Genomic DNA, 26,180 nt, shown 5'->3' with positions numbered 1-26,180 from the left:
TTACCCGGCCTGCTTCTGGGCGTCGCGGTGCCGGTAGTAGTCGGCCGAGGAGGGGGGCAGCGGCTTCTTGCCGAGGATGAGGTCGGCCGCCTTCTCCGCGATCATCATCACCGGCGCGTAGATGTTGCCGTTGGTGACGTAGGGCATCACCGACGCGTCGACGACGCGCAGTCCCTCCACCCCGTGCACCCGCATGCTGGCCGGATCCACGACGGACATCTCGTCGGTGCCCATCTTGCAGGTGCAGGAGGGGTGCAGGGCGGTCTCGCCGTCCTTGGCGACCCAGGCGAGGATCTCCTCGTCGGACTCGACGGAGGGTCCGGGCGAGATCTCCCCGTCGTTGTACGGGGCCAGGGCGGGCTGGTTGAGCAGCTTTCGGGCGACCCGGATCGCCTCCACCCACTCGCGGCGGTCCTGTTCGGTGGAGAGGTAGTTGAAGCGCAGCGCGGGGTGCTCCCGCGGGTCCGTGCTCCTGATCTTCACCGAGCCGATGGCGTCGGAGTACATGGGCCCGACGTGCACCTGGTAGCCGTGGCCGCCGGCGGGTACGGAGCCGTCGTAGCGGACCGCGATGGGCAGGAAGTGGAACATCAGGTTGGGGTAGTCCACGTCCTCGTTGCTGCGGGCGAAGCCGCCCGCCTCGAAGTGGTTGGTCGAGGCGGGGCCCTTGCGCAGGAGCCACTGCAGACCGATGAAGGGGGCGCGCCACTTCGCCAGGTACGGCTGCATGGAGACGGGCTGCTTGCAGGCGTACTGGATGTACACCTCCAGGTGGTCCTGCAGGTTCTCGCCGACGCCGGGGAGGTCGTGGACGACGTCGATGCCGAGCGCGGCCAGTTCCCGCGCGTTGCCGACGCCGGAGAGCTGCAGGAGCTGCGGGGAGTTGATGGCGCCGCCGCAGAGGACGATCTCGCGGGCGCGCACCCGCTGGGGCCCTCCGCGACCGCGCCGGTATTCGACGCCGACGGCCCGCTTGCCCTCGAAGAGGACCCGGGTGACCAGGGCGCGGGTCGTGACGGTGAGGTTGGGACGCTTCCTCGCGGGCTTGAGGTACGCCTTCGAGGCCGACAGGCGGCGTCCTCGGTGGACGTTGCGGTCGAAGGGGGCGAAGCCCTCCTGCCGGTATCCGTTGACGTCGTCGGTGCGGGCCTGTCCCGCCTCCTGGACGGCGTCGAGGAAGGCGGTGAACAGCGGGTTGGTGGCGGGGCCGCGCTCCAGGACGAGCGGGCCGTCGTGGCCGCGGAACTCGTCGTCCGGGTCGGCCGCGAGACAGTTCTCCATCCGCTTGAAGTACGGCAGACAGTGCGCGTAGTCCCAGGTCTCCATGCCGGGGTCGGCGGCCCATCGCTCGTAGTCCATGGGGTTGCCGCGCTGGAAGATCATGCCGTTGATGCTGCTGGAGCCGCCCAGCACCTTGCCGCGCGCGTGGTAGACGCGCCGGCCGCCCATGTGGGGCTCGGGTTCGGACTCGTACTTCCAGTCGTAGAACCGGCTGCCGATCGGGTAGGTCAGCGCCGCGGGCATGTGGATGAAGACGTCCCACGGGTAGTCGGGCCGGCCCGCCTCCAGGACCAGCACCCGGTTGCCGGGGTCGGCGGAGAGCCGGTTGGCCAGTGCACTGCCGGCCGATCCACCACCGACGATGACGAAGTCGTACTGCGCAGGAGCCATGGTGCCTCGTCTCGCTCGTGCCCTAGATATGCGCGGCATGCTAGTACGAGTATCGCCATACGCACCAGGTTGCGAGCCGCGCAACTTGGGGGCCGCGTTTCAAACGTGTGACACGCACCGCAGCCCTTGTTGTTTACTGCGCGTATAGTTTCGCTGTGAGCAACTACAGTCCAGATAACGAAACGACGGGTTCACCGGCCGGCGGAGTGCAGTCCGTCGACCGGGCCATCACGGTGCTGGAGATCCTGGCCCGGCGCGGCGACGCCGGGGTCAGCGAGGTGGCCGCGGAGATCGACGTTCACAAGTCCACCGCGTTCCGGCTGCTGGGCGCCCTGGAGGCGCGCGGCCTGGTGGAACAGGCGGGCGAGCGCGGCAAGTACCGCCTCGGTTTCGGCGTCGTGCGCCTGGCCGGAGCGGTCACCGGACGGATCGACATCACCCAGCAGAGCCGCCCGGTCTGCGAGCGGCTGGCCGAGGAGATCGGCGAGACCGTGAACCTCGCCGTGAAGCAGGAGCACTACGCGATCAACCTCTACCAGGTGCGCGGCCCGGGCGCCGTCACCGCGCACAACTGGGTCGGCCAGCTGACCCCGCTGCACGCCACCTCCAGCGGCAAGATCCTGCTGGCCCACATGCCCGCCCAGGAGCGCGCGGCGCTGCTGGCCGAGGCCGGTCTGAAGAAGCTGACGCCCCGCACGCTGACCGCGAGGACCAAGCTGGAGAAGAGCCTGACCCAGGCTCTGGAGCGTGGCTACTCCTGGACCCTGGAGGAGCTGGAGGTGGGACTCCACGCGATGGCCGCGCCGGTCCGCAACCGCGACGGAGAGGTGATCGCGGCCATCAGCGCCTCCGGACCCGCCTACCGGCTCACCGAGGACCGCATGCACGAACTCGCTCCGCTGCTGGTCAAGGGTGCCGAGGAGATCAGCCACCGCATGGGCTACCTGGGCTGAGGCCGCGCACCGCCGCTACTGCGGCCGGCCTGCTCCCAGACGGTCCTGGACGAAGGCGTGGAACTCGCCGATGTGGTGCTCGCTGGGCACCAGGACGCCGCCCTTGGCGTACAGCCGGGAACTCATCGCGGGCTGACAGCGCTCGCACGCCTCGAAGTCCTGCCGGTTGACGCGGTCGAACAGCTCCACCGACCGGCTGACGTCCTTGCCGCTGTCGACGACGTGCCTCAGGTAGAGCCAGTCGCACTCGACGATCGTGCGGTCCGCGGCGACCGGGTACATCCGGTGGAAGATCACGTGGTCGGGCACGAGGTTGATGAACACCTGCGGCCTCACGGTGATCGCGTAGTAGCGGCGGTCCTGCTCCTCGGTGACCCCCGGGATGCGGTCCAGCCCCTCGGAGCCGTCGACCGTGAAGCCCTTGACCTCGGCGCCGAACTCCGCGCCGTGCCCGACGTAGTACTGAGCGGCGTACCCGTCGGCGAACTCGGGGAGCACCTCCGTCAGTTCGGGGTGGATCGTCGCGCAGTGGTAGCACTCCATGAAGTTCTCGACGATGAGCTTCCAGTTCGCCCTGACGTCGTAGACGATCCGTCTGCCGACTTCCAGGTCCTCGATGCCGTAGTGCTCGATCGACTCGGTGTCGCCCAGGCGTGTGACGACGTCCTGGACGACCTCCTCGAAGGGAGGCGGGTCCTGGGCGAGGCACACCCACACATAGCCGAGCCACTCCCGCGTCGCCACGCTCGCCAGGCCGTACTCCGTGCGGCCGACGTCGGGCATCTTGGTGAGGTTGGGAGCCGCGACGAGTTTGCCCGTCAGGTCGTAGGTCCAGGCGTGGTAAGGGCATTGGAAGGCGCGCTTGACCTCGCCGCTCTCCTCGGTGCAGAGCTTGGCGCCGCGATGCCGGCAGACGTTGAAGAAGGCGCGCACGGAGTTGTCCCGGGCGCGGGTGATCAGAATGCTCTCGCGGCCCACCTCGACCGTCCGGAAGGCGCCGGGTCCGGCGAGTTCGGAGGAGCGCACGGCGCAGAACCACATCGTTTCGAAGATGCGCTCCTGCTCCTGGGCGAAGATGCCGGGATCCGTGTAGGCGGAGCCGGGGAGGGTGGCGATCAGGCTGTCCGGCAGGCCGGTCGAGGTCACAGGGCACTCCTCGGGGAACGTCAGGGATCGGTCATGGGGACGCCGCGGGGGGGCGCTGTCAGAGCGCCGCGGCGGCGAGCTGCTTGCGCCAGCGCGTGAACAGCCGCGGCTGGTTCATCCCGAGTACGGCGACCGGCTGCCCGGAACGCCGGTAGACGGCCAGGACGTTGCGGTCGTCCCGGGAGCCTTCCTCGATCGTCACGCTGTCGGCACCCGCCGCGTGACCGGCGAACTGGATCTTCACGCCGTACTGGTCCGACCAGAAGTAGGGGGGCCGGGGCACACCGGGTTCCACCGCGCCGCCCGCCAGCAGCGTGGCGACCGCCGCGTCCGGGCGCTCCCGCGCGCCGGTCCAGTGTTCGACGCGGCGGTGGGCGCCCGCACGGGGGTCGTACCAGTTGGCGCAGTCGCCGACCGCGACGACGCCCGCCAGGCTGGTGCGCCCGTCCGCGCCGCAGGTGACGCCGTTGCCGAGCGCGACCCCTGATCCTTCCAGCCACTCGACGCACGGCCGGGCGCCGACACCGACGACGACGATGTCGGCGGGGATGCTGCGCCCGTCCTCCAGCAGGACGGCATCGATACTCCCCCAGACTCCGTCCGGGGGGACCCCCATCTCGCTTCGCTCGCCACCGCTCAGCCCCTTGACGCCCACGCCGCACACCAGGCGTACTCCGTGGTCCGTGTGGAGGGCGGAGACGAGGCCGCCCATGGCCGCCCCGAGCGGTCCGGCCAGCGGCGTCGGTGCCGCCTCGACGACCGTCACGTCGAGTCCGAGACCGTAGGCGGTGGAGGCCACCTCGGCGCCGATGAATCCGCCGCCGATCACGACCAGCCGTCCACCCCCGGCCAGTTCGTCCCGCAGGGCACGGGCGTCGTCCAGGGTGCGCAGGGTGTGCACACCGGAGAGACCGTCCGTGCCCGGCAGCGTCCGCGCGGCCGCGCCGGTCGCGATGACGATGCCGTCGGCCCTGACCTCCCGGCCGTCGGCCAGCCGCACGGCGCGGCGGAGGCTGTCGAGTGCGGTGGCGCGGGCCCCGAGCAGCCACTCGGCCCGCAGGTCCTCGCCGTCCGACTCCAGCGCGAGGTCGGCTTCGTCCAGGGCGCCGGCCAGGAACTCCTTGGACAGCGGCGGTCTGTCGTACGGGCGGTGCGGCTCGTCGCCGATGACGACGAGCCGCCCGTCGTACCCCTGGTTCCGCAGCGAGCGCGCCGCCGAGAGACCGGCCAGCGAGGCGCCCACGACGGCCACCGTCCTCACGCGGGACCCCCGGCGAGCCGGGCCTCGATGCAGGGCGGCAGGTTGGGGGCGTCCATGGACAGCTGGACGTGGATCATGCCGTCCTCGATGTGGACCTCGTGCGTGCGCACCGGGCGCTTGGCCGGCGGGGCGTCGACGGCTCCCGTCCGGAGGTCGAACTTCGAGGCGTGGAGCGGGCATTCCACCTCGCAGCCCTCCAGCCAGCCGTCGGCGAGCGAGGCGTCCTGATGGGTGCAGGTGTCGTCGATGGCGAAGACCTCGCCGTCATCGGTGTGGAACACCGATACCGGCGGATCGATGTCGAGCCGGTAGGCCTCGCCTCGCGGCAGATCCACGAGACGGCACGCGGGAATCTTCATGACACCTCGGTGCGTATGACGAAACGGATTGCGGTAAGCGCAACGCCAGTTTGGGGGCGCCCCCAAACGCCTGTCAAGGCATCCACCGGACACCGGACGGCGGTCAGAACCCTCGGTCGATCCACTCGTCCAGATGCGGCGCCTCGGCGGCGATGGTGGTGGTCTCCCCGTGGCCGGTGTGCACGACCGTGTCGCCCGGCAGCGTCAGGAGCCGGTCCCGGATCGAGCCGACGATGGTGCCGAAGTCGCTGTAGGACCGGCCGGTGGCTCCCGGGCCGCCCGCGAAGAGCGTGTCACCGGCGAAGAGCGCCTTCAGGGCCGGCGCGTACAGGCAGACCGCCCCGGGGGCGTGGCCGGGCGTGTGCAGGACCGTCAGCTCGACACCCGCCACCGTGATCACCTGCCCGTCGGCCAGTTCGCCGTCGGGCGCCCGCTCGGGGTGGGTCTGTTTCCACAGCGGAAGGTCGTCCTCGTGCAGCAGGATCGGAGCCCCGGTGCGCGCGGCGAGCTCGGGCGCGGCGTCGATGTGGTCGTTGTGGGCGTGGGTGCACACGATGGCCCGCAGGGTGCGTCCGCCGAGCGCCGCGGCGATCGCCCCGGCGTCGTGTGCGGCGTCGATGACGACGGCCTCGCTGTCGTCACCGACGATCCACACGTTGTTGTCGACGTTCCAGACGCCGCCGTCCAGGGAGAACGTGCCCGAGGTGACGAGGTGCTCCATGCGCGCCCCGGCCATCAGAAGACCACCACCGAGCGCAGCACGTCGCCGTCGTGCATCCGCTCGAAGGCCTTCTCGACCTCGTCGAGGGCGATGGTCTCGGTCACGAAGGCGTCCAGGTCCAGCCGGCCCTGCAGGTACAGGTCGATGAGCATCGGGAAGTCGCGCGAGGGCAGGCAGTCGCCGTACCAGGACGACTTCAGCGCGCCGCCCCGCCCGAAGACGTCCAGCAGCGGGAGTTCGAGTTTCATCTCCGGCGTCGGCACACCGACGAGGACCACCGTGCCGGCCAGGTCGCGCGCGTAGAAGGCCTGCCGGTACGTCTCCGGACGGCCGACCGCCTCGATCACCACGTCGGCGCCGAAGCCGCCGGTCAGCTCGCGCACGGCCGCCACGGGATCGCCCTGCCTGGAGTTGACCGTGTGGGTCGCTCCGATGCGCCTGGCGGTGTCGAGTTTCCGCTCGTCGATGTCGACGGCGATGATCCTGGCGGCTCCGGCGAGCCGGGCACCGGCGATCGCCGCGTCCCCCACCCCGCCGCAGCCGATGACCGCCACGGTGTCACCGCGCCCGACGCCGCCCGTGTTGATGGCCGCGCCGATGCCGGCCATCACCCCACATCCGAGCAGACCGGCGGCGGCCGCCGAGGCCGCCCGGTCGACCTTGGTGCACTGCCCCGCCGCCACCAGCGTCTTCTCGGCGAACGCGCCGATCCCGAGGGCCGGGGACAGCTCGGTGCCGTCCGTCAGGGTCATCTTCTGCCTGGCGTTGTGGGTGTCGAAGCAGTACTGCGGCCGGCCCCGCCGGCAGGCGCGGCACTGTCCGCAGACCGCACGCCAGTTGAGGATGACGAAGTCACCCGGGGCGACGTCGGTGACACCGTCGCCCACCGACTCCACGACACCCGCCGCCTCGTGCCCCAGCAGGAACGGGAAGTCGTCGTTGATGCCGCCCTCGCGGTAGTGCAGATCGGTGTGGCAGACCCCGCACGCCTCGATCTTCACCAGCGCCTCCCCCGGGCCCGGGTCGGGGACGACGATCGTTTCCAGGCCGACGGGTGCGCCCTTCGCTCGCGCGACGACGGCACGGACGTGGTGAGCCATGGCTACTCCTCAGGTCGGACGAGACGCAAGGAGAGGGTTTCTCATTGCGCTACGCATCTCACGTACCGCAACGAAGCATCGTGGAGGGGCAGGCGGCGGTCAAGAACTCGGACGCCACCGGGACCACCCGATGCGCAGCACCAGGGGCCTCACCTCGCCACGGCCAACGCCTTCGAGTTCGCCCACTGCGCGAGAGTGAGCGGTGTGGTCCGTGCCGGGCGGCGCCGGCCGGTCCTCCGGCCGCGCGACTGGTCGGCCAGTGCCTCCCGGAGGGGAACCAGGTGAGCCGCCACGGCCGCGAGGCAGTAGTGCTCGTCCTGGCAGGCGGAGCAGGTGGCCAGGTGGGCGCTGACGGCGCCGGCCTCTTCGGTGACGAGTGCGTGGAGTGCGTATCCGGCCAGTCGTTCCCGGATGGCGTGGCATTCCTGAAGCGAGCTGAGCATGTCGGGACGTCCTCTCTCGGCTGCGACCAGGCCACACGGGCGGCGCAGGGTTCCGTTCACCCCTTCACTGTCGCCGACACCGGTGCCCTCACGCGTCGTCCCCGTGAAGCGAATCGCGCCTACCACGTCCGTGGTACGCGGTGCCCGTGGCTACACACTGACCAGGCCGCTCTGGTAGGCCATGACCACCAGCTGGGCCCGGTCGCGGGCCGCCAGCTTGGTCATGGCCCGGTTGACATGCGTCTTGGCGGTCAGCGGACTGACGAACAGACGTTCGGCTATCTCGTCGTTGGAGAGCCCCAGGGCCACCAGGCACATCACATCGCGCTCCCGTGGCGTCAGACCCTCCAGGCGGTCCTGGACCAGGGTCGAGCACAGTTCGGGCTGCGCCAGGAACCGGGAGATCAGCGCGCGGGTCGCCACCGGCGAGAGCAGCGCCTCACCGGCGGCCACCGTCCGGACGGCGTCGAGCAGCACCTCGGGCCGTACGCCCTTGCCGAGGAAGCCGCTGGCACCCGCACGCAGCGCCTCGGCGACGTGCTCGTCGTCCTCGAAGGTGGTGAGGATCAGGACCTTCACCCCGGCCAGGTCAGCGGACTGGCTGATCAGTCGCGTGGCGGCGAGGCCGTCCATCTCGGGCATGCGGATGTCCATCAGCACGACGTCCGGAAGCAGCGCGGCGGACAGTTCCAGGGCTTCCTTCCCGTTGGCGGCCTCGCCCACGGTCTCCATGTCGTCCACCGAATCGAACAACATTTTGAAGGTGCCCCGGAGCAGAGCCTGGTCATCGGCGAGCAGGACACGGATCGTCATGCTCATTCCTCCTCGTCGGTGCCGTCGGTGCCGTCGGTGCCGTCGGTTCTGGGGGCGCCGGGGGTGCCGTGGATTCCGCCGTGGATGCCGTCGGGGTCACGTCGCCTGCCGCCGCTCCGGACAGCAACGGCAGCTCGGCGACCACGGTGAAACCGCCGTCGGCGCGGGGGCCGGCCCGCACACTGCCGCCGACGCTGCCGGCCCGTTCACGCATCCCGATCAGCCCGTGGCCGGTCCCCGAATCGGAGCAGGGGGGCTTCGAGTGTCCGTCGTCCTCGACCGTGATCGTCAACCAGTGAGGGCGGTAGCACAGGCGCAACCGGGCGTGGTCGACGCCCGAGTGCTTGCGGACGTTGGTCAGAGCCTCCTGGATGATGCGGTACGCCGCCAGGTCGGCCGCCGGCGCCAGCGGCCCGGGTGCGCCGCTCAGTGACTGCTCGACCGCGAGACCGGCACGTTCGAACGAGGCCAGCAGGGCCGGTACCTGCGCCGTGCCCGGCGTCGGATCGCGGGGCGCGGCCGTCTCGTCGGGCTGCCGCAGCAGGCTGACGGTCACCCGCAGTTCGTCGAGCGCCGACTGGCTCACGTCGCGGATGCCCTCCAGTGCGGTGAGTACGTGCTCGGGCCGCCGCTTCACCAGGTGGACGGCGACACCCGCCTGGGCGTTGATGAGGGCGATGTGGTGGGCGACGACGTCGTGCAGCTCGCGCGCGATCCGCATCCGCTCCTCGGCCACCCGTTGGCGGGCCTCCTGCTCGCGGGTCCGTTCCGCGTGCTCCGCCCGTTCCTCCACGGCCGCCACATAGGCCCTGCGGGAGCGCACCCCGTCTCCGACAGCGGCCGGCAGGGCCGTCCAGGCCAGCGTCGCCGCGTTGTCCGGGGACAGCCATGACCCGGGATCGAACGACACGGCCGCCCCCACCAGCACGGCCGCCGACACGCCCGCCGTCGTCCAGGCGGTACGCCGGTCCGTGCACACGGCGACCGTGTACACGGACAGGATCACCGGGCTCGTCTCCAGCGGGCCCTCCCGGTATCCGAGCCCCTGGAGGACCACCGCGCAGCCGACGGCCACGACGAGTACGCCGAAGGGGTGGCGGCGCCGCCACATCAGCGCGAAGCAGCTGACCCCGACGAGCACCACGGCCGGCCATCGGAAGTAGAGCCGGTGCTCGTCGTGGACGACCGAGACCGCGATCGCCGACAGCACGAACAGCACGGTCGACATCAGGACGTCCAGGAAACCCGTCCGCGCCTGCGCTCTGCGACGTCCAGTGGTGATCACTGCCATGCCACCACGGTAGGCGCGGAGGCCGCACCGGGCATCGCGTCGCGAGCCGCACGTGTCCGGCCCGGCGCGGTCAGCGAGCCGTGGCGAGCACCGAGGCGAGTGCGTCGGTGAACGCGGCCTCGGACCGGTCGGCGTGCTGCCGTATCCGCGCGGCGACGGCTTCGGCTCCGCCGCCTTCCACGAGGTGGACGAGCCGGTCGATGCGGCGCCGGTGGCCTTCCGGGGTGTCGGGCAGGGAGGACAGGTAGAAGTCCGCCGCGTCGTAGGCCATGTGGAAGACGTGCTTCTTCACATCGCTCAGCGTCAGGTAGTCGTCGTCGGTCGTCGGGACCGGTTCGGGGGCGCCGACGCACACCACCGGGGTGCCGGCGCCCCATGCGTTGACGCACAGGTGGTAGGTGTCCGTGATGACCAGCCGGTATCGGGGAAGGACCCTCACCAGGTCACCGACGGTGTGGCCGCCCGGGCGGGTGGTGATGTGACGGATCGGGGAAGGGATGTCCCGGTCGAACCACGGCAGCCATTCGAGCGGGGCTCCGAAGCGTTCGGAGAGGTCCTGGCAGAAGGCGGGCAGCCAGGCGGGGATCTCGGTGCGGGCGCCGAGGAACACCCCGATCGCGCCGCCGTCCGGGACCTCCTGGGACCATGCCGTGCCCGGCAGGCGGGCGAGGTCGCCCGGACGGGACAGCAGCGCCGCGTCCGAGCCGAAGTATTCGGTCGTACGGTCCCCGCGCAGGCGCGCGATCCTGGCCGCCGAGATCGGCTCACGCATCCAGACCCGGTGACTTCGCGTCATCAGGCGGGAGAACAGCGGACCGTACTCCTTGTCCTCGTAGTCGGACTGCGTGTTGTGCAGAATGGTGCCCCCGTAGCTGAGGGTCCGCGCGAGGAGCCCGTCCGGCTGGTCCGCGAGCAGCAGGGTCCGGTTCAGCAGCACCCGGGCGGCGTCCCGGTCGTCGGCCACACCGAAGTCGAGCAGGCGGTTGGTCGCGTCCTGGGCCAGATAGTGCCGTGCGTGGAGGAAGTCGCCCCAGAAGACGACCGCGTCGTGGCCGGCGAGCGCGTCGAGGTTCTCGGCCAGCGGTTGGAAGCGGAAGGGGAAGTCCGTACCCCGGGCGCACTCCCGCAGGGGGGCGGTCTCCGGCGGGTGCAGGGTGTACCAGGTGGCGTCGACCGCGGTGCTCATGCGCCGCCTCAGGGATTCGAACGCCAGGTCGACCGTCAGCATTCCTGTGTTGCGGTACCCGATGTTCGGCGCGGTGATGACGGCGACGCGAGCCATGTGTTCCTTTCCCCCAGCCGTTGCCGGCGCCGTCGGCGTACGGCCCGGAGCACCCCGCCAACGTACACGCCGGCGTCGGTCGGCGGACGGGCCGCCCCGGGACCGCTGTTCGTGCCGCCCACGGCGGCGCGGTCAGGTGGAGGCCGCCGTCATGTCCGGGTTGCCGTAGTAGGCGTCCGGGCCGTGTTTGCGGGTGTAGTGGCGGTCGAGGAGATGGCGGGGCGGCGGGCCGGTCGGGCCCAGGTTGAGGGTGTGGATGGCGATGTCGGCGACCGCCTCGCAGATGATCGCGTGCTCCAGGGACTTGCGGGCGCTCGGTCCCCAGGTGAAGGGGCCGTGGTTGGCGACGAGGGCGGCCGGGACCTCGACCGCCCGGCTGTCGTCCTCGCCGAGCAGGTCCACGATGACGCGACCGGTGTTGTACTCGTAGTCCTTCGCGCACTGCTCGGCCGTCAGGTCGGGAGTGCAGGGGATGGGGCCGTTGAAGGTGTCGGCGTGGGTGGTGCCGAGGACGGGTATCTCACGGCGGGCCTGGGCGAAGGCCACCGCGTGGGTGGAGTGGGTGTGGGTGACGCCGCCGATGGAGGGGAACGCCAGGTACAGGCAGCGGTGGGTCTCGGTGTCGGTGGAGGGACGCAGGTCGCCGTCGACCACCGCGCCGTCGGCGAGCCGTACCGTCACCAGGTGGTCGAGGGTGAGGTCGGCGTAGGCCACGCCGGACGGCTTGATGACGAAGACGCCTGCCTCCCGGTCGATTCCGCTGACGTTTCCCCAGGTCAGGGTCGCCAGGCCGACCTGCGGGATGGCGAGGTTCGCCGCCAGTACCTCCTGCCGCAGGCCGTCGCGTACGGGTACGGTCATCGCTCGTCTCCTTCGTGCCGGCGGCGCGTCACAGGGCCTGGGCGAGTCGGTGGTACGCGGCGTTCCACCGGATCTCCTTGGCGAGTTGTTCGGGCGTGGTGTCGGCGCCGATGGTGAGCAGTTCGACGCCGGTCATGGCGGCGAAGTCGGTCAGTGTCTCGGCGTCGACGGCGGAGCTGAGCACGGTGTGGTGCGGGGCTCCGGCCAGCAGCCAGCTCTCGGCGGACTCGGCCAGCGAGGGGCGCGGCTTCCACACGGCGCGTGCCACCGGCAGGTGGGGCAGGCGCTCGCTGGGGCCGACCACGTCGACCTCGTTGGCGGTCAGCCGGAAGCGGTCGCCCAGGTCGGCCAGCCCGACGACGACGGCGGGGCCGGGGGCCGCGTCGAAGACCAGCCGGACCGGGTCCTCGCGTCCGCCGATGGACAGCGGGTGGATCTCGCAGCTGGGGCGGTCGGCGGCCACCGACGGGCAGACCTCCAGCATGTGCGCGCCGAGGATGCGGGGGGTGCCGGGACCGAGGTGGTAGGTGTAGTCCTCCATGAAGGTGGTGCCGCCGGGCTGCCCCTGCCCCATGACCTTCATGACGCGCAGCAGCGCGGACGTCTTCCAGTCGCCCTCGCCGCCGAAGCCGAAGCCGTCCGCCATCAGGCGCTGGACCGCCAGGCCGGGGAGCTGCCGCAGGCCGCCGAGATCCTCGAAGTTGGTGGTGAAAGCGGTGAATCCGCCCTCGGTGAGGAAGGTGCGCAGGCCGATTTCCTGGCGGGCGGCGTACAGCAGGGAGTCGTGCCAGACGCCGCCGGGACGCAGGGCCGGGACGACGTTGTACGACTCGACGTACTCGGCGGCGAGTTCGGCGGCCGCCTTGTCGTCGACGGCGTCGACGACGGCGACCAGGTCGTTGACCCCGTAGGTGTTGACGGAGAACCCGAACCGCATCTGGGCCTCGACCTTGTCGCCCTCGGTCACGGCCACGTCCCGCATGTTGTCGCCGAACCGCGCCAGGCGCAGGCTGCGGGCCGCGTGGCGGCCGGCCGCGGCCCGTGCCCAGGCGGCGATCCGCCGGATCACCCGCGGGTCGGTGGCATGGCCGGCGACGATCTTGCGGTCGATGCCGAGCCGGGCCTCGATGTGGGCGAACTCGCGGTCGCCGTGCGCCGCCTGGTTGAGGTTCATGAAGTTCATGTCGATGCTCGACCAGGGCAGCGACAGGTTGTACTGGGTGTGCAGGTGCAGCACCGGCCGGTCCAGCGCGCTCAGTCCGCCGATCCACATCTTCGCCGGGGAGAAGGTGTGCATCCACACGATGACGCCGACGCAGTTGTCGGAGGCGGTGGCCTCCTGGCACAGCCGGCGGATCGACTCGGCGTCGGTGAGAACGGGCTTCCACACGATCCGCAGCGGGATCGCGTCGGCCGAGTCGATTCTCTCGGCGATCTGCCGGGACTGGTGGGCGACCTGCTGCAGCACGTCGTCGCCGTACAGGCCCTGGCTGCCGGTGAGGAACCAGATCTCCTGGTCGGTGGGCGTCTTGTCGGGTGTGGTCATGGCGGGTTCCTTTCGGGTGGATCGGCTTGCGGCGGACCTGCGGCCGCTCAGGCGGACGCCTCGGCGCGGAGGTGGCGCAGGCGGTGCATGACGTCGTTGGTGCCGCGGCCGAAGTAGTCGTGCAGGAGGCGGTACTCGGCGTACAGACGGTCGTAGGCCGCGGCACGGTCCGGGTCCGGCTGGTACACGCCCCGGTCGGCCTTGCCCATGGACTGGGCGGCGGCCTGGATGTCGGGGAACGCGCCGGCCGCCACCGCGGCGTGCATGGCGGCGCCGAGGGCGGGGCCCTGTGCGGAGCCGATGACGCCGAGGGGGCGGCGGGTGACGTCCGCGTAGATCTGCATCAGCAGCGCGTTCTTCGTCAGACCGCCCGCGATGATCAGTTCGTCGACCGGCACGCCGGACGTCTCGAACGCCTCGATGATGGTGCGGGTGCCGAAGGCGGTGGCCTCCAGCAGGGCGCGGTAGACGTCCTCGGGGCGGGTCGACAGGGTCAGCCCGACCACCACGCCGCTCAGATCGTGGTCGACGAGCACGGAGCGGTTCCCGCTGTGCCAGTCCAGCGCGATCAGACCGTGTTCGCCCACCCGTTGCCCGGCCGCGAGCGCCGTCAGGTGCTCGTGCGCGGTGCGGCCCAGCGCGGCGGCCTGGTCCGCGTACTCGGCGGGCAGGCCGGTGCGCACGAACCAGCCGAAGATGTCACCGACCCCGCTCTGCCCGGCCTCGTAACCCCACAGGCCCGGCAGGATGCCGCCGTCGACGACACCGCACATGCCGGGCACCGTGCCCCGCTGGTCGGAGCTCATCACATGGCAGGTCGAGGTACCCATGATGGCGACCATCTGGCCCGGTTCCACCGCCCTGGCCGCGGGCGCCGTCACATGGGCGTCGACATTGCCCACGCACACCGCGATGCCCTCCGGCAGGCCCGTCCACGCCGCCGCCTCGGCCGTCAGCTGTCCGGCCTTCGCGCCCAACTGGCCGATCGGGTGCTCCAGTTTGTCCGTCACGAAGTCGGCGAAGCCGGGGTTGAGTGCCTCCAGGTAGGCACGCGAGGGGTAGGCGCCGTCCTGGAGCTGCCCCTTGTAGCCGGCGGTGCAGGCGTTGCGCAGATACGTGCCGCACAGCTGCCAGACGATCCAGTCCGCCGCCTCCACCCACCGCTCCGTGCGGTGGTAGATCTCGGGATCCTCCTCCAGCAACTGCAGGGCCTTGGCGAACTCCCACTCCGAGGAGATCTTGCCGCCGTAGCGCTGGAGCCACTCCTCCTTGCGTTCGGCGGCCAGCGTCGTGATCCGGTCGGCCTGTGCCTGGGCCGCGTGGTGGCGCCACAGCTTGACGTAGGCGTGCGGGCGGGCGGCGTACTCGGGGAGTTCGCACAGCGGGGTACCGTCCGCCAGCACCGGCAGCACCGTGCACGCGGTGAAGTCGGTGCCGATGCCGACGACCTGCTCGGGCGCCACACCGGCGGCCCGGAGTGCCGCCGGTACCGCCTGGCGCAGGACGTCGACGTAGTCGGAGGGCACCTGCAGGGCCCAGTCCGGGGGCAGCCGCGTACCGTCCGGCAGCTGGCGGTCCAGGACGGCGTGCCGGTACTCGTGCTCGGCCGTCCCCAGCTCCGCACCGTCACGGACGCGGACCACCACGGCCCGTCCGGACAGTGTCCCGAAGTCCACTCCCACGACGCAGGGTTCGCCGTTCCCGGCTGTCTCGTCTCCGGCGTTCACCATCAGCCTCCTCCACGGAGAGATGTTCGACATATTCGATATATCGACCAGTGTTCGATCTCTTGTCGACGCCGAAACGGCATCCGCCCGGCTCGGCTCGGTCGACGGCGTCCTAGCCCCGGCTCCTGCCGAAGTAGCGGGCGCGCACCCGGTCGAGCAGGATGGCGACACCGAGGACCGCGCCCTGCACCACCTGCTGGTAGTAGGGGCTGACCTTGAGCGCGAGCAGACCGTTGGTGATGAACTCCAGCAGGATCGCGCCGGCCGCGATGCCGGCGATACGGCCCTCGCCGCCGGAGAGCGACATCCCGCCGACCACCGCGGCGGCGATCGCGGTCAGTTCCCAGCCCGCGCCGACCGAGGGGTCGGCCACGTTCATGCGGCCGATCACCATGATGCCCACCACGCCGGCCAGCGCGGCGCTGGCGACGTAGGTGGAGGCGATCCGGCGGGCGGTGGGGATGCCGGCCAGCCGGGCGGCTTCCTTGTTGCCGCCGACCGCGTAGATCTGGCGGCCCACGTAGGTGCGCTCCAGTACGAACCAGGCGACGGCGGCCGCTCCGACGAAGAACAGGGCGGGGACCGGTATCTGTCCGATGTAGTACTGGCTCAGGTTGCTGAACATCGGGTCGAGGTTGTTGATGGGCGAGCCGCTGGTGATCGCGAGCGCCATGCCCTGCGCGACGGTGTAGGTGACCAGGGTGATCACGAAGGGCGGCACGTTCAGCCGGGTGACCATGATGCCGTGCCAGAGGCCGACGCCGCCGCAGATCACCAGCGTGAGCAGGATGGCGAGGGGTGCGGGCAGGCCCTCGTTCACGTTCATCCAGGCGGCCAGGATGCCGGCCAGACCGGCCAGCGCGCCCACCGAGAGGTCGATGCCACCGGTCAGGATGACCAGCGACTCGCCGATCGCGAGGATGCCGACCTGGGACAGGTCCCGGCCCATCACCTGGAGGTTGCCCACCGCGGTGTACGTGTCCGCGTTGGCCGCGATCCCGACGAACACCAGCACGCAGGCGATGATGACACCGGCCTCCGGGGAGGCGGCGAGCTTGCGGGCGAGGCTCGACACGGCCGGGCGTGAACGCGGGGCGATCTCGTCGGGGGCGAGCGTGCTCTGCGCGCTCATGCTGTGGCTCCGTTCGTCAGTTGTTCCTGGTCGGGTGTTTCGGGGACGAAGGCCGAGGTGCCGGCCGCGGCCGTCATGATCCGCTCCTTGGTGGCGTCGGCCCGGTCGATGACCGTGACCACCCGCCCGTGGTTCATCACCGCGATGCGGTGGCAGATCCAGAGCAGTTCCTCCAGCTCCGAGGAGGCGACCACCAGTCCCATGCCCTGCTCCGCCGCCCGGTCGATCAGTTTGTAGATCTCCGCCTTCGCGCCCACGTCCACGCCACGGGTGGGCTCGTCGAGCAGCAGCAGGCGCGGCTCGGCGGCGAAGGCGCGGCCGAAGATGGCACGCTGCTGGTTGCCGCCGGACAGCGAGCCGATCGGCTGTTCCACCGACTGCATCCGCACATTGACGTTTTCGGTGATCTTCCGCGCCTCGGCGCGTTCGCGGCCCGGGCCGAGCAGGCCCCGGGTACTGATCCGCTTGAGCACCGAGACGACGACGTTCGACCGGATCGGTGCGAACAGCACCAGCGACTGTTCCTTGCGGTCCTCGGGGATCAGCGCGATCCCGGCGGCCACGCCGTCACCCGCGCCCCGCGGCTGGTACGGCTCGCCGCCCAGCCGCATCCGGCCGCCCGTCGAGGGCTGGGCGCCGGCGATGGTGTGGACCAGACGGCTCCGGCCCGAGCCCATCAGGCCGGCCACGCCCAGGATCTCGCCCTGGCGCACCTCCAGGTCGACGGGGCCGAGACCGTCCGCGGTCAGCTCCTCGACCTGCAGCAGCACCGGGCTCGTCGCCGGTGGTGCCTTGGGCTCGCCCTGTGCGACCTCGCCGCCGACCATCTCCCGGATCAGCCGCTCCTCGGTGGCCTCCGCGGGTTCCAGGTCGGCCACCAGCCTGCCGTTGCGCAGCACCAGGACGCGGTCGCTGACGTCGCGCACCTCGTCCAGCCGGTGCCCGATGAAGAGCACCGTGCCCCCGCGTTCGGCCAGTTGACGGGCCAGGCCGAGGACCATCTCGGCCTCGACCGGGCCCAGTGAGGAGGTCGGCTCGTCCAGGATCAGCAGCTTGGGTTCGCGGCCCCACGCCTTGGCGATCTCGATCATCTGCCGGGTGGGCACCGCGAGGGTGCGCACCTCCCGGCTCACCGGGATCGTCTCGGCGGACAGGCCGATCTCCGCCAGCATCGCCTCGGCCTCGGCCCGCTGTGCGTCACGGTCCACGAGGAACCGCCGCCTCGACTGCCGGGGGCGGCGGCCCAGCAGCAGGTTCTCCGCCACCGAGAGCTGTCCCACCAGCGGGAACTCCTGGGAGACCATGGCGATGCCGAGCTGTCCCGCCGCTTCCGTGGATCCGGCGACGAGCGGCTCGCCGCCGATCAGGATCTCGCCGCCGTCCCGGTGGACGGAACCCGCCAGGGTGCCCATCAGGGTGGACTTGCCCGCGCCGTTCTCGCCGACCACGCCGATGACCTGACCGGCGTAGAGGTCGAGTTCCGGCAGGTCGAGGACGCGCACCGGACCGTAGGACTTGTGCACGCCCCGCAGCCGTGCGGTCACCGCGCGGCTTTGGGCGTTCTTCGTGGCCGTCATGCTCAGCCGATCCCCAGCTGCGACTCGAGCGACTGGTACGCGCTCAGGTCGGACTTGGTGACCAGGCCCACGCCGGAGCTGAGGGTCGAGCCGTCCTTCTCCAGGTAGGGCTTGACGAGCGCCATCGTCTTGTCCTTGCCCAGCACCTTCTCGGCGGCCAGGATGTACGCGCCGGTGTAGCCCTGCTGGTACGGCATCTGCACCACGGTGCCGGAGATCACGCCGGACTGGATGAACTTCAGGGTCTGGGCGTCGGAGTCGTCGGACACGATGTGCACGGAGGCGGTCTTGCCGGCCGAGGTGACGGCCTGCGCCAGCGCGGGACCGTCGTAGGAGTAGACGCCGTAGAGGCCGTTGACGTCGGGGTTGTTGGCCAGGATGGTCTCGGCGTCGGAGGTCGCGGTGCTGGCCTGGAGGTTGTCGTTGACCTTCTGGGCGACGGTGATCTGGGTGCCCTTGAGCGCGTCCTCGAAGCCCGCGATGCGCTGGGTGGCGTTCGACGCGGTGAGGGAGCCGACCAGGATCGCGACCTTGCCCTTTCCGCCGAGGACCTGCTTCATCGCGGTGCCGGCCTGGAACCCGGCGGTGTAGTTCGGGGTGCCCAGGTAGAGGGAGGCCGCGTCGGTGCCGGGCAGCGGCGAGTCGATCGCCAGCACGCCGATGCCCTTCTGGACGTCGGTGTGGATGGTGCCGGCGGCCGAGGTCGGGTCGATCGCCGAGAGCGAGTAGCCGGTGACGCCCTGCGAGCGCAGGGTCTCCAGCTCCGAGTTCTGCTCCGTCAGCTTGCCGTTCGGCGGGGCGAAGTAGGTGCACTTGCTCTTCGAGATGCCGAGGTCGGAGCAGCCCTTGAGGAAGCCGACCTGGCCGGCCTTCCAGTAGTCGGCGGCCACGTTCACGACCATCGCGATGTCGACCTTGGACAGGTCCTTGCCGGCCAGCGCGGACTTCAGCGCCGCGTCGAGCTTGGCCAGGTTCGTCTGGTTGAAGGTGACCGAGCCGGCCAGTGCGACCGGGGCGGCGCTGGAGTTCGAGCCGGAGTTGGAACCGGCCGAGGAGGAGTTGGAACCGCCGGCGTTCTTGGAGCAGCCCGCGGCGGCGAGCGAGAGGAGCACCGCGGTCGCGACGGCCACGGTACGGGAACGTCTGGTACGAATCATCGCTGATCAGCGCCCTTCTAGGGATTGCGTGGGTGAGCGGTGAGCCCACGGCACGGGAGCGGCGTGGGTGGAACGGGGAGTACGGGACCGGGGCACGGTCCGTCGGCCGGCCCCCGCCTTCGGGCATGGCGGTGCCTCGGAGGGGGCGCGGATGACCGGTGGTGATCCGGTGGGAGAGCCCTGGCGGGCGAGTCGTCGGCTGTCGCCGAGTGGAGCCGACCGCGGTGACCGCGACGGGGCGGTGCGGGCGGCTGGGTTACCTGACAGTTCGTCAGGCGCGGGGGCCGACGGGTCGGAAGGCGGAATTTCTCGCCGGTTTCACTACCCGGGCGGTCTGGGCGGAGCGGTTGTTCGGCATACGGCGCTCGGGTGTGCCGGCCCCTGGCGATCGGGGACGGTCCCGCGGCCGGCGGTCACGTCAGCCGGAAGGGGCCATGTCGGAGTTCCTTTCTGTGCGCGGTCTGTACGCGTTCGGTACGCGGTCTGTGCGTGGCCTGGTGGTGCGACCGGGGTACCGGTCAGTGCCGGGGGCGGGTCGCCGAGGTGCGCACCACCAGGCTGGGCGGGATGACGATGTGAGGTGTCTGGTCGGCCGCCGGGAGCCCCGCGTCGGGGTCGCCGACGATCTCGACCAGCGCGTGCAGGGCACGTCGGCCGAGTTCGTCGAAGTCCTGGCGGACGCTGGTCAGGGCGGGGCCGAAGAACTCGGTCTCGGGCATGTCGTCGAATCCGACGACACTGATGTCCTCGGGCACCCGGTGCCCGGCCTGCTGCAGGGCCCGCAGCAGACCGAGGGCCATGTGGTCGTTGGCGCAGAACACCGCGGTGACCTCGCGGTCGGTGGCGATCCGCTGACCGAGTTCGTATCCGGTGCGGGCCGTCCAGTCGGCGCCGACCAGTGGTTCGACCACCGGGGCGCCCCGCTTTTCCAGGGTGGAGCGCCATCCGGCCTCGCGCTCCTGCGCGTCGAGCCAGGACCGCGGCCCGACCAGGTGGTGCACCGTGCGATGGCCCAGGTCGAGCAGGTAGGAGGTGGCCAGCTCGGCACCGGCCTCGTTGTCCACGGCGACCGAGGCCAGCGCGGTGTGGGTGCCGCAGCCGACCGCGACCAGGGCCACGTCCGCCGGCACGTTCGCCAGTGCGCCGACCGCGGCCGTCTGCGGCGCGATGACGATGATTCCCTCGACACCCTGACCCCTGAGCCGGTCGACGGCGTCCAGTACCGATCGCCGGTCGAGCGTGCCGACGGCGGCCACGGTGACGGTGTACTCGTGCTGTCGGGCCGCCTGTTCGATGCCGTAGAGCATGCAGGCGGGGCCGTACAGCGTGGTGTTGAAGCTGATCACACCCAGGGTGCGGGTGCGGCGGGTGGCCAGGGTGCGGGCGGCCGCGTTGGGGCGGTAGCCGAGTTCACGGACGGCGGCGAGCACCCGGTCCCGGGTGGTGGGCCGCACGTTCGGGTGGTCGTTCAGGACCCGCGAGACGGTCTGGTGCGAGACGCCCGCGATCCGGGCCACGTCCGCCATCACCGGTGCACGATCCCCGTCCATGCTCCACCTCCCCACACTCACACGCCGCCATGTTTCCGGCCGGTTGCCTCCGAGGGGAGCCAGCAGGCCGTGGAGAATTGTTAGCGCACACATTCCGAAGGGGTCAAGGCTTCGCAACCACTCCGATCAGGAATTTTCCGACAGCGTTGTCGGACGCCCCAGAAGGCTTCTGACGTCGCGATCACCCACCGGGAACGGCCGCACTCCTCCGAGTTCGCACCCCTTGGCGGAGGAAACGCATGGCATTTGTTTCCACACTCTTGACTGTTCGACGGTGTTGACCCGGTGTTCATCCCAGCGTAAAAAGACGGAGTCGCGAGACCGGTCGATCACCACCGACCGGGCGCAATCGTGCAGGCCAAGACCCCCGGTCCAGCTCCACCAGAGCAGCCCACAGGCCGGCCGCACCCCCGTCCCCCCGCTACTCGGATGAGTGGCGCCAAGCGAGTGCCTTGATTGTTAGCGCTCACAATCCCCCGCTGAACAGGCGCAAGAGGAAGAGGTTCACAGTGACAGCCAGACATCTGAGCGGGCTCCGGCTGAGGGTGGTGGGCGCGGTCCTCGCACTCGTCGCCGGCATCCTCGTCGGGGCCGTCGGCGCCGGCACGGCGCAGGCCGCCTCGTCCCTGCCCTGCGACATCTACGCCTCCGCGGGGACGCCGTGCGCCGCCGCGCACAGCACGACGCGGGCGCTCTTCGGCTCCTACAACGGCGCTCTCTACCAGGTCAAGCGAGCCTCGGACGGCGCCACCACCGACATCGGTGTGCTCAGCGCCGGCGGCTATGCCAACGCCGCGGCACAGGACTCCTTCTGTTCCGGCACGACCTGCGTCATCACCAAGATCTACGACCAGAGCGCGAACCACAACGACCTGACCATCGAGGGTCCGGGCGGCAACGGCGGACAGGACGTCGGCGCGATCGCCAACGCCCTGCCGGTCACGGTCGGCGGCCACGCGGCGTACGGCGTCTTCGTGTCCGCGGGCGTCGGCTACCGGAACAACAGCACGAAGGGCATCGCCACCGGCGGCTCTCCCGAAGGCGCGTACATGGTGACCAGCGGCCACCACGTCAACAACCGGTGCTGCTTCGACTACGGCAACGCCGAGACGTCCACCACCGACACCGGCAACGGCCACATGGACGCGATCAACTTCGGCACGGAGTGCTGGTTCTCCCCCTGCTCCGGATCGGGCCCGTGGGTCCAGGCAGACCTGGAGAACGGCCTGTTCGCCGGTGCCAACGGCTCGGACACGAACAACAAGGGCAACTCCAGCGAGTACGTCACCGCCATGGAGAAGAACAACGGCACGACGACCTACGCGATCAAGGGCGGCAACGCGCAGTCGGGCTCACTGACCACCTGGTACAGCGGGGCCCTTCCCAACATCGGCGGTTACACCCCGATGCACCTGGAGGGCGCCATCGTCCTCGGCACCGGCGGTGACGACAGCAACGGGTCCGACGGCTCCTTCTTCGAGGGCGTCATGACCTCCGGCTACCCGACCGACGCGGCCGACAACGCCGTGCAGGCCAACGTCACCTCCGTCGGCTACACCACCCCGGCCGCCACCTTCCCGGTCACCGGCACCGCCTACCGGCTGACGAACACCAACTCCGGCAAGGTCCTGGACGCGGTGAACTGCGGTACGGGCAACGGGACCGCAGTGGACATCTGGGCGTCGCTCGGCAACACCTGCCAGCAGTGGAAGTTCGCCTCCGCGGGCAACGGCCACTACACGATCACCAACGTGAACAGCGGCACGGTCCTGGACGACAAGAACTGCGGGCAGAGCAACGGCACGGCCGTCCAGCTGTGGGCCTCGCTCGGCAACACCTGCCAGCAGTGGGACGTCACCCATGTCGGCACCCACTACACACTCACCAATGTCAACACCGGTATGACGCTGGACGTCGCGAACTGCGGCACCGCCAACGGGACCGCGGTCCGTCAGTGGCAGCAGCTCGACAACACCTGCCAGCAGTGGAACATCGCTCCCTGACCCGATCCATCGAGTCATCGGTGGCCCGCCGGCCCTTCCCGCCGGCGGGCCACCGTTTCATGACCGGGACACCGGGGCCGTCGGCGCCCCGGCGGATCGGCCGTCCGTCACCTGCGCCGGCCCTCGGTGGGCGTGGGCTCCGGGCCCGCGGCCCGCACGCTGCTGGTGTGGCCCGGCGTGGACCTGCCCGGGGCGGGCCGGCCGGTGGCGGCCGGTGCCTTCTGCTTCGGGTGGTGACGGATCGCCAAGTCCTGGGGGAAGGTGAGCTGCTGGTTCATCCACGTCAGGGCGGCGGGCATCTCCCGTACCCAGGTCGGGAAGTTGTGGCTGCCCTGCTCCGGCAGGATCGACGCGACCCGCATGGGTGCCTTGACGGCCTTGATGAAGGCCACCGTCTGCGCGTAGCCGCGCTCGCCGTGCTTGCTCTCGGCGACCAGGACGGACACCTGGGGCACCGGCAGGTGCTGGAGCCGCCACATCAGATCGTGCTCGTTGATCTGCTTGACACGGCCCGGTCCACTGCCGAAGAGGTTGCCGGTGGTGGGGTCTTCCTTGATCTTGTAGTCGGGCGACAGGGCGGCCGCGGCGCTGTACACGTGCGGGTCGCGCATCGCCAGCTGCAGGGAGCAGGTGGCGCCGGAGGAGTAGCCCATGACGCCCCAGGCGTTGGCGTCGTGGCCCACCCGGTAGGCGGACCTCAGGGCGTCGGGGAGGTCCTGGGCCAGGAAGGTCTCGGTCTGCGGGCCGCCCGGGACGTCCACGCACTCGGTGTCGCGCGGCGGGGCGACCGTCGGCCGGATCATCACCACGATGGTCGGCTGCATCCGGCCGCTCTTCTGCAGCTGCCCGGCGATCTGCGACACCCGCAGGTGCTGCGCGAGGTTGAAGATGCTGCCCGGGTAGCCGCTGAGCGCGACGATCACCGGGAAACGCTGCAACTGGTAGGCCTTCTGGAAGTACTGCGGGGGCAGGTAGACGAACGCCGGGTCGACCACGCCCGTGCGGCGGCCGATGACCTTCACCGACTCCACCTGTCCGTTCACGGCGGCGGGACCGGTGGGCAGTCCGCTGACCCCCTTCAGCTGCTCGTCGCCGGCGGGCTGTACGAGCGCCCCCTTCACGGAGACACCGTCGATCGTGCCCAGGCCACCGCTGCCGGCCGCCTGCGTCAGACCCACCGGGGCGGTGTCGACGTTGCCGAACAACTCGCCCCACGACCCGAAGAACTGGTACGACGAGTTCAGCGCGCAGGCGAACGCAGCGAGGATCGTCACCTGGGTCACCCCGATGGCCGCCAGCCGCCCCAGCACCTGCCACAGCCCCGCACTGGCCAGCCGCGGCCACACCCAGACCAGCAGCGCCACGCAGCCGGCGGCGACGGCCGCCAACACGTACACGGTCGTCTCGCTGGTCAAACCCATGGCACTCAGTCCCCGCTTTCCTTGCCCGTTCGGTTTCCTTCACCCAGAAAGAGGGCCGCGGAGCCCTCCGCGTTCCCCAACGAACGCCGAGGGGGACAAATCACGGGCAATTCTTGCTTTCCCGAGGGATCTCACACCTTCCCGCGCGGCATGCGGCGGTAGGGTCGGCCGATGCCCGGACTGCAGCAACTGCACGCTTCCCATGCGCCGGCGGTGCTGGCCTTCGAACTGGCGAACCGAGCCTACTTCGCCGCGTCGGTCTCCGATCGCGGCGACGACTTCTTCGACCGGTACGCCGAGCGGCACCGCGCTCTGCTGGCCGAGCAGGACGCCGGCATCAGCGTCTTCTACCTGCTCGTCGCCGAGGACGGCTCGGTTCTGGGCCGGTTCAACCTCTACGACCTCTCGGACGGCACCGCCGTACTCGGCTACCGGGTCGCGCAGCACGTCACCGGTCGGGGCGTGGCGACCGCGACCGTCCTGGAGCTGTGCGGGCTGGCGGCGGCCCGGCACGGGCTGCGCACGCTGCGGGCGGGCACCTCCCGCCAGAACACCGCGTCCCAGAGAGTTCTCGCCAAAGCGGGGTTCACCCTGGTAGGCCCGGCCGATCCGGCCGGGCTCGGCGGCAAGCAGGGCCTCTGGTACGAGCGCGACGTGACGTAAGGACGACGTAAGAACGTCTCGACGGGGCCGTAGGAGGGGATACTTCCGCTTTGTCTCACGGGCCTCTCGCGTAAGAGCATGCACACCTCACACTGGGCCCAGCAGAGAGGCACCGCACATGAAGCACGCCGCGCGCCACCGGTGGTTGGCGATGGTCCTGCCGGTGGCGGCCGTAGCCGTGGCGGCGTCGTTCGCCGTCCCGCACCTGGCGGGCGCCTCGCCCGCGCCGGCCGTTCGGACGGCCACGCGGATCGACGACCGGCAGCAGGTTCTCGACGCCGTCGCCGATCGCATCACCGAGGGCCTCTCCGAGTCGGGCCGCGCGCGAATACCCGGTTTCACCGACATCGCGGTCGACCCCGACCACAACCTCCTGCGCCTGTACTGGAAGGGCGCCCCGCCGCAGCGGGTCCGGCACATCCTCGCCCGGCTCCCCCACGGTGTGCGGGCCGAAGTCGAGCACGCCCGCTACTCCAAGGCCGAACTCCACGCCGCCCGTGCGAAATTGCTGCGCAGCCGGACCTCGATGAACCTGCGGATCGCCGGGACCTCGGCGCCCGTCCACATCACCAGCATCGGCCCCGCGGTGGACGGCAGCGGCCTGGAGGTCGGCTACGAGGCCGTGGGCGACCGGACGAAGAGCCCCCTGGCCATCACGGGCGGAAACGTCCCCCGGCGGGTCGCGACGGCCGCCGCCCGTCTGGCGGGGATCCACGTCGCCGCGATCCACCGGCTGCAGAGCGTCGACCTGGCCTCCCGGCAGCACGACCAGTCGCCCTGGACCGGAGCCTCGGCCCTGCACAACCCCGGCGGGGGCATCTGCTCCGGCTCCTACGGCGTGCGGAACGCCGCCGGCCAGTCCATGCTCACCTCGGCCTACCACTGCGGCTCCGCCGCCGGCGGCCGGTGGACGACCTGGTCCGGCGGCGACCTCGTCGGCACCACGGACGCGACCCAGGAATCCGCGCAGGACGACGTGGTGGGCATCAAGGTGCCGTCGCGGCAGGTCAGCGGCCGGCTCTACGACGGCCCCGCGAGCCGCACCGACGGTTACGCCAAACCCCTCGTCGGCTGGGGCCACAACAACGTCGGCGACTACGTGTGCACCGACGGCGCCAACGGCGGTGTGCACTGCGGTGTACGGATCGCGCAGACCGACATCGGTGTCACCGGACCGAACCATGTCTACCGCCCCGACGTCGACCTCGCCTACGCCACTTCCGCGACTCCGGGCGGTGTCGCCGCGCTCAACGGCGACAGCGGCGGGCCGGTGTTCGCCCCCGTCCGCAACCACACGGCCGACGAGGCACGCGGAATGATCACCGCCCTCGACCGCACCGTCACCTGCCCGCCCGCGTACAACCCGAACACCGTCCTCGACGGTCACCGCAGGGCGCCGTGGTGCCTGGCCGGCGTGTACTACGTGCCGATCGGGCAGACGCTCCACGACATGCACTGGACCCTGGTGACCGGCTGACGACGGCCCGCCCGACTCCCCTTCGC

At 70.7% G+C, this 26,180-nt stretch carries 22 protein-coding genes; 4 read left to right on the top strand and 18 right to left on the bottom strand.

Annotated elements, in window-relative coordinates; translation table 11 throughout:
• Complete coding sequence (gene betA, locus ACFYMM_RS16790) at positions 1-1,671, bottom strand: choline dehydrogenase (RefSeq protein ID WP_388386985.1); 1,671 nt, start codon at positions 1,669-1,671, stop codon at positions 1-3.
• 206 nt (positions 1,672-1,877) lie between these two features.
• Between betA and ACFYMM_RS16785 the strand changes: the two genes are divergently transcribed.
• A complete protein-coding gene (locus tag ACFYMM_RS16785; RefSeq protein ID WP_388386983.1) occupies positions 1,878-2,624 on the top strand; it encodes an IclR family transcriptional regulator in 747 nt (248 codons plus the stop codon).
• 15 nt (positions 2,625-2,639) lie between these two features.
• Here the strand turns inward: ACFYMM_RS16785 and ACFYMM_RS16780 are convergent, their stop codons facing one another.
• The 16 genes from ACFYMM_RS16780 to ACFYMM_RS16705 all read right to left on the bottom strand — a co-directional run bounded on the left by ACFYMM_RS16780 (position 2,640) and on the right by ACFYMM_RS16705 (position 20,590).
• Positions 2,640-3,770, bottom strand: a complete 1,131-nt coding sequence (locus tag ACFYMM_RS16780) for an aromatic ring-hydroxylating dioxygenase subunit alpha (RefSeq protein WP_388386981.1) — start codon at positions 3,768-3,770, stop codon at positions 2,640-2,642.
• Positions 3,771-3,828: 58 nt separating this feature from the next.
• Positions 3,829-5,031, bottom strand: coding sequence for an NAD(P)/FAD-dependent oxidoreductase (locus ACFYMM_RS16775; RefSeq protein WP_388386979.1), 1,203 nt, complete (start codon positions 5,029-5,031; stop codon positions 3,829-3,831).
• The gene (locus ACFYMM_RS16770) at positions 5,028-5,390 is read right to left on the bottom strand and encodes a bifunctional 3-phenylpropionate/cinnamic acid dioxygenase ferredoxin subunit (RefSeq protein ID WP_388386977.1); all 363 of its coding nucleotides are present in this window, start codon (positions 5,388-5,390) and stop codon (positions 5,028-5,030) included. The genes ACFYMM_RS16775 and ACFYMM_RS16770 overlap by 4 nt, the downstream gene beginning before the upstream one ends.
• Before the next feature lie 103 nt (positions 5,391-5,493).
• A complete protein-coding gene (locus ACFYMM_RS16765; RefSeq protein ID WP_388386975.1) occupies positions 5,494-6,126 on the bottom strand; it encodes an MBL fold metallo-hydrolase in 633 nt (210 codons plus the stop codon).
• On the bottom strand, positions 6,126-7,211 hold the full coding sequence (locus tag ACFYMM_RS16760) for an S-(hydroxymethyl)mycothiol dehydrogenase (protein WP_388386973.1): 1,086 nt from the start codon (positions 7,209-7,211) through the stop codon (positions 6,126-6,128). The genes ACFYMM_RS16765 and ACFYMM_RS16760 overlap by 1 nt, the downstream gene beginning before the upstream one ends.
• Before the next feature lie 149 nt (positions 7,212-7,360).
• Complete coding sequence (locus ACFYMM_RS16755; RefSeq protein ID WP_388386970.1) at positions 7,361-7,654, bottom strand: zf-HC2 domain-containing protein; 294 nt, start codon at positions 7,652-7,654, stop codon at positions 7,361-7,363.
• Positions 7,655-7,804: 150 nt separating this feature from the next.
• Positions 7,805-8,467, bottom strand: a complete 663-nt coding sequence (locus tag ACFYMM_RS16750; RefSeq protein ID WP_388386968.1) for a response regulator — start codon at positions 8,465-8,467, stop codon at positions 7,805-7,807.
• On the bottom strand, positions 8,439-9,758 hold the full coding sequence (locus ACFYMM_RS16745; RefSeq protein ID WP_388386965.1) for a sensor histidine kinase: 1,320 nt from the start codon (positions 9,756-9,758) through the stop codon (positions 8,439-8,441). The genes ACFYMM_RS16750 and ACFYMM_RS16745 overlap by 29 nt, the downstream gene beginning before the upstream one ends.
• Before the next feature lie 70 nt (positions 9,759-9,828).
• Complete coding sequence (locus ACFYMM_RS16740) at positions 9,829-11,040, bottom strand: hypothetical protein (RefSeq protein WP_388386962.1); 1,212 nt, start codon at positions 11,038-11,040, stop codon at positions 9,829-9,831.
• Between the two features lie 132 nt (positions 11,041-11,172).
• Positions 11,173-11,901, bottom strand: a complete 729-nt coding sequence (araD, locus tag ACFYMM_RS16735) for an L-ribulose-5-phosphate 4-epimerase AraD (protein WP_388386959.1) — start codon at positions 11,899-11,901, stop codon at positions 11,173-11,175.
• Positions 11,902-11,929: 28 nt separating this feature from the next.
• Positions 11,930-13,447, bottom strand: a complete 1,518-nt coding sequence (araA, locus tag ACFYMM_RS16730; protein WP_388386957.1) for an L-arabinose isomerase — start codon at positions 13,445-13,447, stop codon at positions 11,930-11,932.
• Positions 13,448-13,494: 47 nt separating this feature from the next.
• Positions 13,495-15,177 carry a ribulokinase gene (araB, locus tag ACFYMM_RS16725; RefSeq protein WP_388386954.1) on the bottom strand — a complete coding sequence of 561 codons (1,683 nt, stop codon included), beginning with the start codon at positions 15,175-15,177 and terminating at the stop codon, positions 13,495-13,497.
• Positions 15,178-15,286: 109 nt separating this feature from the next.
• Positions 15,287-16,306, bottom strand: a complete 1,020-nt coding sequence (locus ACFYMM_RS16720) for an ABC transporter permease (RefSeq protein ID WP_388386952.1) — start codon at positions 16,304-16,306, stop codon at positions 15,287-15,289.
• Entirely contained in the window at positions 16,303-17,883 is a 1,581-nt protein-coding gene (locus ACFYMM_RS16715; RefSeq protein WP_388386949.1) for a sugar ABC transporter ATP-binding protein, read from the bottom strand. Before ACFYMM_RS16715 ends, ACFYMM_RS16720 begins: the two co-directional genes overlap by 4 nt.
• A gap of 2 nt (positions 17,884-17,885) precedes the next feature.
• Positions 17,886-19,013: a substrate-binding domain-containing protein gene (locus ACFYMM_RS16710; RefSeq protein ID WP_388386947.1), complete on the bottom strand. Its 1,128-nt coding sequence runs from the start codon at positions 19,011-19,013 to the stop codon at positions 17,886-17,888.
• Between the two features lie 545 nt (positions 19,014-19,558).
• Positions 19,559-20,590: a substrate-binding domain-containing protein gene (locus ACFYMM_RS16705; RefSeq protein ID WP_388386945.1), complete on the bottom strand. Its 1,032-nt coding sequence runs from the start codon at positions 20,588-20,590 to the stop codon at positions 19,559-19,561.
• A gap of 509 nt (positions 20,591-21,099) precedes the next feature.
• On the opposite strand from ACFYMM_RS16705, the gene ACFYMM_RS16700 reads away from it, so the two are divergent.
• The gene (locus tag ACFYMM_RS16700; RefSeq protein WP_388386943.1) at positions 21,100-22,593 is read left to right on the top strand and encodes an arabinofuranosidase catalytic domain-containing protein; all 1,494 of its coding nucleotides are present in this window, start codon (positions 21,100-21,102) and stop codon (positions 22,591-22,593) included.
• Positions 22,594-22,700: 107 nt separating this feature from the next.
• On the opposite strand, the gene ACFYMM_RS16695 is transcribed toward ACFYMM_RS16700, so the two are convergent.
• Positions 22,701-24,014: an alpha/beta hydrolase gene (locus ACFYMM_RS16695; protein ID WP_388386941.1), complete on the bottom strand. Its 1,314-nt coding sequence runs from the start codon at positions 24,012-24,014 to the stop codon at positions 22,701-22,703.
• A gap of 171 nt (positions 24,015-24,185) precedes the next feature.
• Between ACFYMM_RS16695 and ACFYMM_RS16690 the strand changes: the two genes are divergently transcribed.
• Together ACFYMM_RS16690 and ACFYMM_RS16685 are read left to right on the top strand one after the other, a co-directional pair.
• Positions 24,186-24,677 (top strand): GNAT family N-acetyltransferase, encoded by a 492-nt coding sequence (locus tag ACFYMM_RS16690; protein ID WP_388386938.1) that lies wholly within the window; start codon positions 24,186-24,188, stop codon positions 24,675-24,677.
• A 118-nt stretch (positions 24,678-24,795) separates the two neighbouring features.
• The gene (locus ACFYMM_RS16685) at positions 24,796-26,154 is read left to right on the top strand and encodes a hypothetical protein (protein WP_388386935.1); all 1,359 of its coding nucleotides are present in this window, start codon (positions 24,796-24,798) and stop codon (positions 26,152-26,154) included.
• Positions 26,155-26,180: the final 26 nt, after the last annotated feature.

It is taken from the genome of Streptomyces sp. NPDC006739 (genome assembly GCF_042869815.1).
Classification (GTDB): Bacteria; Actinomycetota; Actinomycetes; order Streptomycetales; family Streptomycetaceae; genus Streptomyces.
Note: the sequence above shows the minus strand (reverse complement) of the source record. Positions and strands in the feature narration are given on the sequence as shown.